This window comes from Brevibacillus sp. FW306-2-1A-C05A, assembly GCF_058781555.1.
Window position 1 is genome coordinate 65,360 of the sequence record NZ_JBYSWV010000025.1, and the last position, 6,366, is coordinate 71,725.

General features: G+C 54.4%; 6 protein-coding genes and 1 pseudogene. 3 read left to right on the top strand and 4 right to left on the bottom strand.

The window, feature by feature from the left end; all coding sequences use genetic code 11:
• Window positions 1-12: 12 nt before the first annotated feature.
• Window positions 13-1,077 (bottom strand): DUF3048 domain-containing protein, encoded by a 1,065-nt coding sequence (locus AC3WJN_RS15750; protein ID WP_007778655.1) that lies wholly within the window; start codon window positions 1,075-1,077, stop codon window positions 13-15.
• 175 nt (window positions 1,078-1,252) lie between these two features.
• Between AC3WJN_RS15750 and AC3WJN_RS15755 the strand changes: the two genes are divergently transcribed.
• Both AC3WJN_RS15755 and AC3WJN_RS15760 read left to right on the top strand, forming a co-directional pair.
• Entirely contained in the window at window positions 1,253-1,954 is a 702-nt protein-coding gene (locus AC3WJN_RS15755) for a response regulator transcription factor (RefSeq protein ID WP_005833461.1), read from the top strand.
• Window positions 1,951-3,354, top strand: coding sequence for a sensor histidine kinase (locus AC3WJN_RS15760; protein WP_005833460.1), 1,404 nt, complete (start codon window positions 1,951-1,953; stop codon window positions 3,352-3,354). Before AC3WJN_RS15755 ends, AC3WJN_RS15760 begins: the two co-directional genes overlap by 4 nt.
• A gap of 79 nt (window positions 3,355-3,433) precedes the next feature.
• Here the strand turns inward: AC3WJN_RS15760 and AC3WJN_RS15765 are convergent, their stop codons facing one another.
• The gene (locus AC3WJN_RS15765; RefSeq protein WP_005833459.1) at window positions 3,434-4,216 is read right to left on the bottom strand and encodes a GNAT family N-acetyltransferase; all 783 of its coding nucleotides are present in this window, start codon (window positions 4,214-4,216) and stop codon (window positions 3,434-3,436) included.
• A gap of 102 nt (window positions 4,217-4,318) precedes the next feature.
• On the opposite strand from AC3WJN_RS15765, the gene AC3WJN_RS15770 reads away from it, so the two are divergent.
• Window positions 4,319-5,818, top strand: a complete 1,500-nt coding sequence (locus AC3WJN_RS15770; protein ID WP_005833458.1) for an IMP dehydrogenase — start codon at window positions 4,319-4,321, stop codon at window positions 5,816-5,818.
• A gap of 69 nt (window positions 5,819-5,887) precedes the next feature.
• Here the strand turns inward: AC3WJN_RS15770 and AC3WJN_RS15775 are convergent, their stop codons facing one another.
• A complete protein-coding gene (locus AC3WJN_RS15775; protein WP_237716586.1) occupies window positions 5,888-6,031 on the bottom strand; it encodes a hypothetical protein in 144 nt (47 codons plus the stop codon).
• 11 nt (window positions 6,032-6,042) lie between these two features.
• A pseudogene (locus tag AC3WJN_RS15780) lies at window positions 6,043-6,366 on the bottom strand (RNA-guided endonuclease TnpB family protein); the annotation flags it as partial.

Here is a 6,366-nt window from a genome sequence, read left to right on the forward strand (position 1 = left end):
AAGCCCCAATCCCTACTGGAACTTCAACGATTGCGACAGATCCGGGGTAGTCGGGAGGATTTCCACCCATGTATTTCCCGGCAAAAGCGGCGCCTCCTGCGTCAGCGCAACGTCCTCGTAGGCACGAATGACGCCGTTGCTGCGCTTCCACTTGATTTTGCGGGCTTTGCCCTGCTGGAACAAATAACCGTCTCCCGGGCCGACTACATCGACCTGTCTGCGGCCCTCGCTGTCGAGGACGCGGTGCTTGGCCGAGATGACCAGCAAATTCGTCGTCGAAAGCTGCTTGTTGTCGCTCAGATCGACATGCGGCTTGCCAGCCGTGAAGCGCATGTATTTCTTTTGTTCGGCATCGTATGTAAAGGCAGCCTTGTTCAACGAGTGAAACGTCAAATCCACCTGTGTCGCCGGCTCGCCTTCCTTGATCTTTGCATCTGCGGGCAGGAACGTGAAGTGAGGCACTTCAGCGGTTGAGCGCATGCCTTTGTCCTCCATCGCCTGCTGGATCAGCTCTGGCTTGGTGTAGAGGTTGTGCGGCATTTTGCGGAAGTTCTCCCTCCAGAAGTAGCGGCCGTTCGGGATTTCGTCCAGATGGCTGTAGTCGGACCGCGCCAGCGTTTCCAGCGCTTCCTGGCTGCCGCCTGCATGGACGAGCACAGCGTCAAAGCCGATGCCGAGCTGAATGAAATACGGGCGAATGCTGCGAACAGGCCCGATGACGTCCGGCTGCTGGCTTTGGTAAATCGTCAAAAAGCGAGTCATCTCGCCCTCGGCCAGCACTTCGTAGATAATGTCCGCCTTGTTCAGCCCTGTCTGCGGCCGCGCTGGCGGCGCGTTGTTAATCATGACCATGATCGGGCGCTTGCTGTCCAGTCGTTCCTGACTGCCGAGTCCTGTCAACGGGGCAGTGTACGGGTATTGGATCGGTTGGTTCGCCTCCGGCGGCGTTTGCACGGTAGGAGCGGTCGGCTGCTCTGGAGCCGGAGTAGGCTGCGTATCCACCGGCTGCGTGGCGCAAGCCGTAACAAATAGCAGCAAGGATAGTAGCATGAGTGACGTTTTCGTCTGTCGTTTCATGAAATCGCTCCTTTCCATCTGTCGGTGCCGTTTTTTCCCTTCTTCATTTTTCGCGAGAGCGGAGGGGATTCCTGCTTCCACACGTTTTCCACGATTCTCTTACGCGCCTCCCACACATCTCGTTTTTTGGCTATGCTATAATAATGGAAAACAGATGCAAAGCGAGGGCAAAACCATGAACACCCCCTACCTTGTCTATCTGGTGGACGATGAAACCAACCTGCTAGAATTGCTGCAATCGTACTTGCAAAGCGCCGGATTGCAGGTCAAGGCATTTTCCAGCGGCACCGAGGTGCTGCCGCTGCTTGATGAAGAAACTCAGCCCCATTTGTGGATATTGGACATCATGATGCCGGATATCGACGGCTACGAGCTGCTCCGGCTCATCCGCCAAAAATCGAACGTCCCGATCATTTTCATCTCGGCCCGCGACCAGGACGTGGATAAAATCATCGGTCTGGAGTTGGGCAGCGACGACTATCTCGCCAAGCCGTTTTTGCCTCGCGAGCTGGTCATTCGCGCGAAAAAGCTTTTGCAGCGCACCTATGAAAAGCCAGGTGTTGCCGTCGTGTCGCCGCAGACTTTCCAGGATTGGGTAACGGTCGGTCCTTATATGATCTCAGAAAAAGGACGGCAAGTAAAAGAAGGCGACGAACTGATTGATTTGACGACCAAAGAGTTCGAGCTGATCGTCTACCTTTTGCACAACCAGGGACTGGCGCTGAATCGCGAGCAAATCCTGACCTCGATCTGGGGCGAGGATTACATCGGCTCCGACCGTGCCGTCGATGACCTGGTCAAGCGAATCCGCAAAAAAATGCCCAAGTTTCCACTCGAAACGGTCTATGGCTTCGGCTACCGGATGACGCGCGTATGAGCAAATTTCGGCTGAAAAACTTGCCGCTCTCCCGGCAAATTCTCATTTTGTTCATGCTGTTGACGAGTGTGCTGGGCATTGGACTTGGCATCGGCTATCCGCTGGCCGTCAAACAATACCTCGTCTCCAACACGTACGCGCTGCTGGAGGACGAGTTTTACACGTTGTCCGAGCATATTTCCTTCAATGAACACAACGAGCTTTTGCCCGTTCCGGCTGCGGCTCCTTACTTTTTGCAATTGCTGCTTTCCCGCTACGAATACTCGTTTGACATGATCGTCTACGCCGAAAACGGACGAGAGCTAGGCAGCCGCAGCAGCAGCGGGCGGATTCCGTATGAGGAAGCGCGGGAATTGTTCCTCAAGGCTGCCGCGCACCCGAACGGCCAACTGCAACACGGCACGTTGAGTCGCGGCGACGAAAACTACCTGTTCGTCAGCAAGCGCATGGACTATCACGGCTTTCCGTACTACATGGTGCTGTTCTCCAAGGAAAAAGAGCTGAATCAGATCAACGCGATCCTCACCCGGCAGTTTTTGCTGATTTTCAGCCTGCTTTTGCTCGTTAGCTGGCTGCTCGCTGTCTGGTTCAGCGGATATTTGAGCAGGCCGCTGCGCAGTCTGGACGAGCTGTGCAAAAAGATCGCCCGCCGCCAGTTCGACATTCCGCTCGTGATGGATCGCGGCGACGAGATCGGCCAGCTCGCCCGCTCATTTGATACGATGAAAAACCAGTTGAAGGAATACGACGAATCACAGCGCCATTTTGTGCAAAACATTTCCCATGAGCTGAAAACGCCGATCATGGCGATTCAGGGCTATACCCAAGGCTTGATCGAGGGCGTCTTCCAGGGACCGCAAGCGGAAAAAGGGCTGGCGATCATCATGGAAGAGAGCAAACGGCTGGAAAAGGTCGTCGGCCAGTTGTTGTATTTGACCAAAATCGAATCCGTCTCCCAAATAATGCAGGTAGGACGCGTCGACCTGTCGGAGATGATGCATTTGCTGCGGCAACGGCTCTCCGTGCTCAATCCGCAAGTAGAGTGGCAAGTGAACGTGCCCCCCGACTTGATCGTGGAAGGCGACGGCGAGCAGCTCAGCACCGCTTTTGTCAACATCATGGAAAACCAACTGCGCTATGCCAAAAGCCGGCTGACCATCACCGGCCGACAGCTTGGGCAAAACGTAGTCGTGAGCATCTCCAACGACGGTCCGCCTATCGAGGAGGCGCTGCTGCCGAACTTGTTCCAGCGCTTCCGCAAAGGCAAATCCGGCAAGCACGGCCTTGGACTGGCGATTGCCCGCGCCGTCTTCGAAGCCCACAAAGGCACGATTGATGCCCGCAATGACGCGGACGGGCCTTGCTTCACCATGACGATTCCCGTCTCGTTCAAAGGCTGACAGAGCCAGTAGCAAAAAGAGCGATTCGCCCGATGCAACCAACCATCGAGGCCAAATCGCTCTTTTTTTGCGCGCTTGCCTATAAAGCAAATTCGACAAAAGCATAGCTAGACACTGTCTCGTAGCCGAGCTTTTCATAGACCCGAATCGCTTGCGGATTGTCGGCAAACACCATCAAATAGACGTTTGGCGACTTTTCCAGGCCCAGTCGGCTGACGTCGGACGTAATCTGCGTCCCCAGCCCTTTTTGCCGATGCTTTTCGCTCGTTCCGATGTTTCCGATCTCCACAAACGCCTCTTCGTACACGTGAAAGCCTGCCAAGGCCATCGGCTCGTCCTGCTCGGAAAAAAGCGCGATGTGCGGCATCTCGACCACTTCCTCGGCGCGAAAGCTAATCATGCCGATTCTTTGCGCCAGCTCCACGGCGACCTCGGCCTCAGCCGATGCGAGCAGGCGAGAATCCCCCGGCGCAAGCAACTTCTCCGGCCGGACCAGCTTCATCAGTTGCATTTCCCTTTGCGACAGCGTCCCTGGAATCGTCACCCGCTTGAGGCAAGCGTGAGGCACAGCGAACACCCCTGTCTGCCCGGCAGCCAGATCGACAGCAGGATGCTCGCGAAAATAATTCAGCATCTCCGTCACCTCGTAGTCTCTTTCAGCGGCAAAAAGCTGCAAGGAAAACGCATGGAACGGCATCCCCTGCAAATACGAGCCAACCGCCCGCAGCTCTCCCTCCTCCACATCTGCCGCAAATAAGCTCCGCTCCGCCCGCAACGCCACATTGCCGTACAATATGTACGACTGCTCCAGCGAAATGGGCGCGAGCGAACGAACTTGTTCACGATTCATCGGCAAAATCACGGCAAAAACACCCCTTCTTTCGATTCCCTATTGACGTTCTTACGCTTGGCGGTTACCATGATAAAAATTTCTCTAATAAAGATCATACAGGAGGAGAGACTTGTGGCTTTTTATTACACAGAACCATCTCGGACGTTTAACGAGTTTTTGCTGCTTCCGAACCTGACCACAAAAGAATGCACCCCAAACAATGTGGACTTATCCACTCCGATTACCAAGTTTAAAAAAGGCGAAAAACCAGCGATCAAACTCAACATACCGTTCTCATCCGCAGTCATGCAAGCAGTTTCCGACCATCATATGGCGGTCGCATTGGCTAGATGTGGCGGTATTTCCTTTATTTTTGGCTCCCAGTCGATCGAGAGCCAGGCGACCATGGTTCGCAAAGCGAAAAACCACAAGGCAGGCTTCGTCGTGAGCCGCTCCAACCTGACGCCAAGCCACACATTGAAAGATATTTTGGAACTGAAAGAACAGACAGGCCACTCCACAGTAGCGGTGACCGAAGACGGCTCCGCCAAAGGCAAGCTGCTCGGAATCGTTACCGGACGCGACTACCGCATCAGCCGCGACTCGCTGGACAAGCCTGTGAGCGATATCATGACGCCGTTCTCCTCCCTGATCTACGGCAAATCCGGCATCACGCTCTCCGAAGCAAACGACCTGATCTGGGAGCACAAGCTCAACTGCCTCCCGATCGTGGACGACAACCAAAATCTCGACTTCCTCGTTTTCCGCAAGGACTACGACTCCCGCAAAAACAACCCGCTGTCGCTTTTGGACGCCAATAAAAGCTATATCGTAGGAGCGGGCATCAATACGAAAGACTATCAGGAGCGCGTTCCTGCCTTGGTGGAAGCAGGCGTCGACATCCTCGTGATCGACTCCTCCGACGGCTTCTCCGAATGGCAGCGCGACACGGTTCAGTTTGTCAAACAAAACTTCAACGTGCCAATCGGCGCTGGTAACGTCGTCGACAAGGAAGGCTTCCGCTACCTCGTAGAAGCGGGCGCAGACTTCGTAAAAGTCGGCATCGGCGGCGGCTCCATCTGCATCACCCGCGAGCAAAAAGGGATCGGACGCGGCCAGGCTTCCGCTGTAATCGAAGTGGCGGCAGCGCGCGACGAATACTTCAAGGAAACCGGCATTTACGTACCGATTTGCTCCGACGGCGGCATCGTGCACGACTACCATGTGACGCTCGCGCTGGCAATGGGCGCAGACTTCGTCATGCTAGGCCGTTACTTCGCCCGTTTCGACGAAAGCCCGACCAAAAAAGTGAAGATCGGCAACAACTTCGTGAAAGAATATTGGGGAGAAGGCTCCAACCGGGCGCGCAACTGGCAGCGCTACGACACAGGCGGCAAAAGCAGCCTCGTCTTTGAAGAAGGCGTGGACTCCTACGTGCCATACGCGGGTAGCCTGCGCGAAAACTTGGACCGCACGCTGAGCAAAATCAAGTCGACCATGTGCAACTGCGGCTCCCTGTCCATCTCCGAGCTGCAGCAAAAAGCGCGCATCACGCTGATCTCCGCTACCAGCCTCGTCGAAGGCGGAGCGCACGACGTCATCCTCAAAGAAAGCACCATGGCAGCCGAATAATAAATATCCAGGCAGGAAAAAAACGACGCGTAAGCTGTTCTCGCATCGTTTTTTTCTATTTCAGACAAGCTACGACAGGCGGTACACCGCAAACGGCTCCCCGTGACGGTACGGGTCGCTCAGGCGGTCCAGCTTTTCCATCGTCGCCGCATCGAGCGCAAGCGAAGCGCTCTGCAAGTTATCCGTGAGCTGGTCAACGCGAGTCGCCCCCACGATCACGGTCGAGAAATTTTATTGTCTTTTGCAAAATTTACGATAGCACGACTAACCTTATGGTCTTGGTCTTTCATCCAACGTTGTTCTTTATCTTTTGAACTACGAATCGCATTTACCTTTTTCTTTTTGCCTAATGCTTTGCGTTCAGAACGGAACTTACGCTTCATGTACTTATTTTGTCTGCCATTCCCAAAGAAACGTACCTTTTCATCATCTGTTACAGCAACGGCAGGAACTTTTAAACCCAAATCAACCCCCATGACTTTTACTCCTGTTCCTTCCATAGTAGGTATGGTGACAGAAATTTGGGCAATCCATTTATTTGCTTTCTG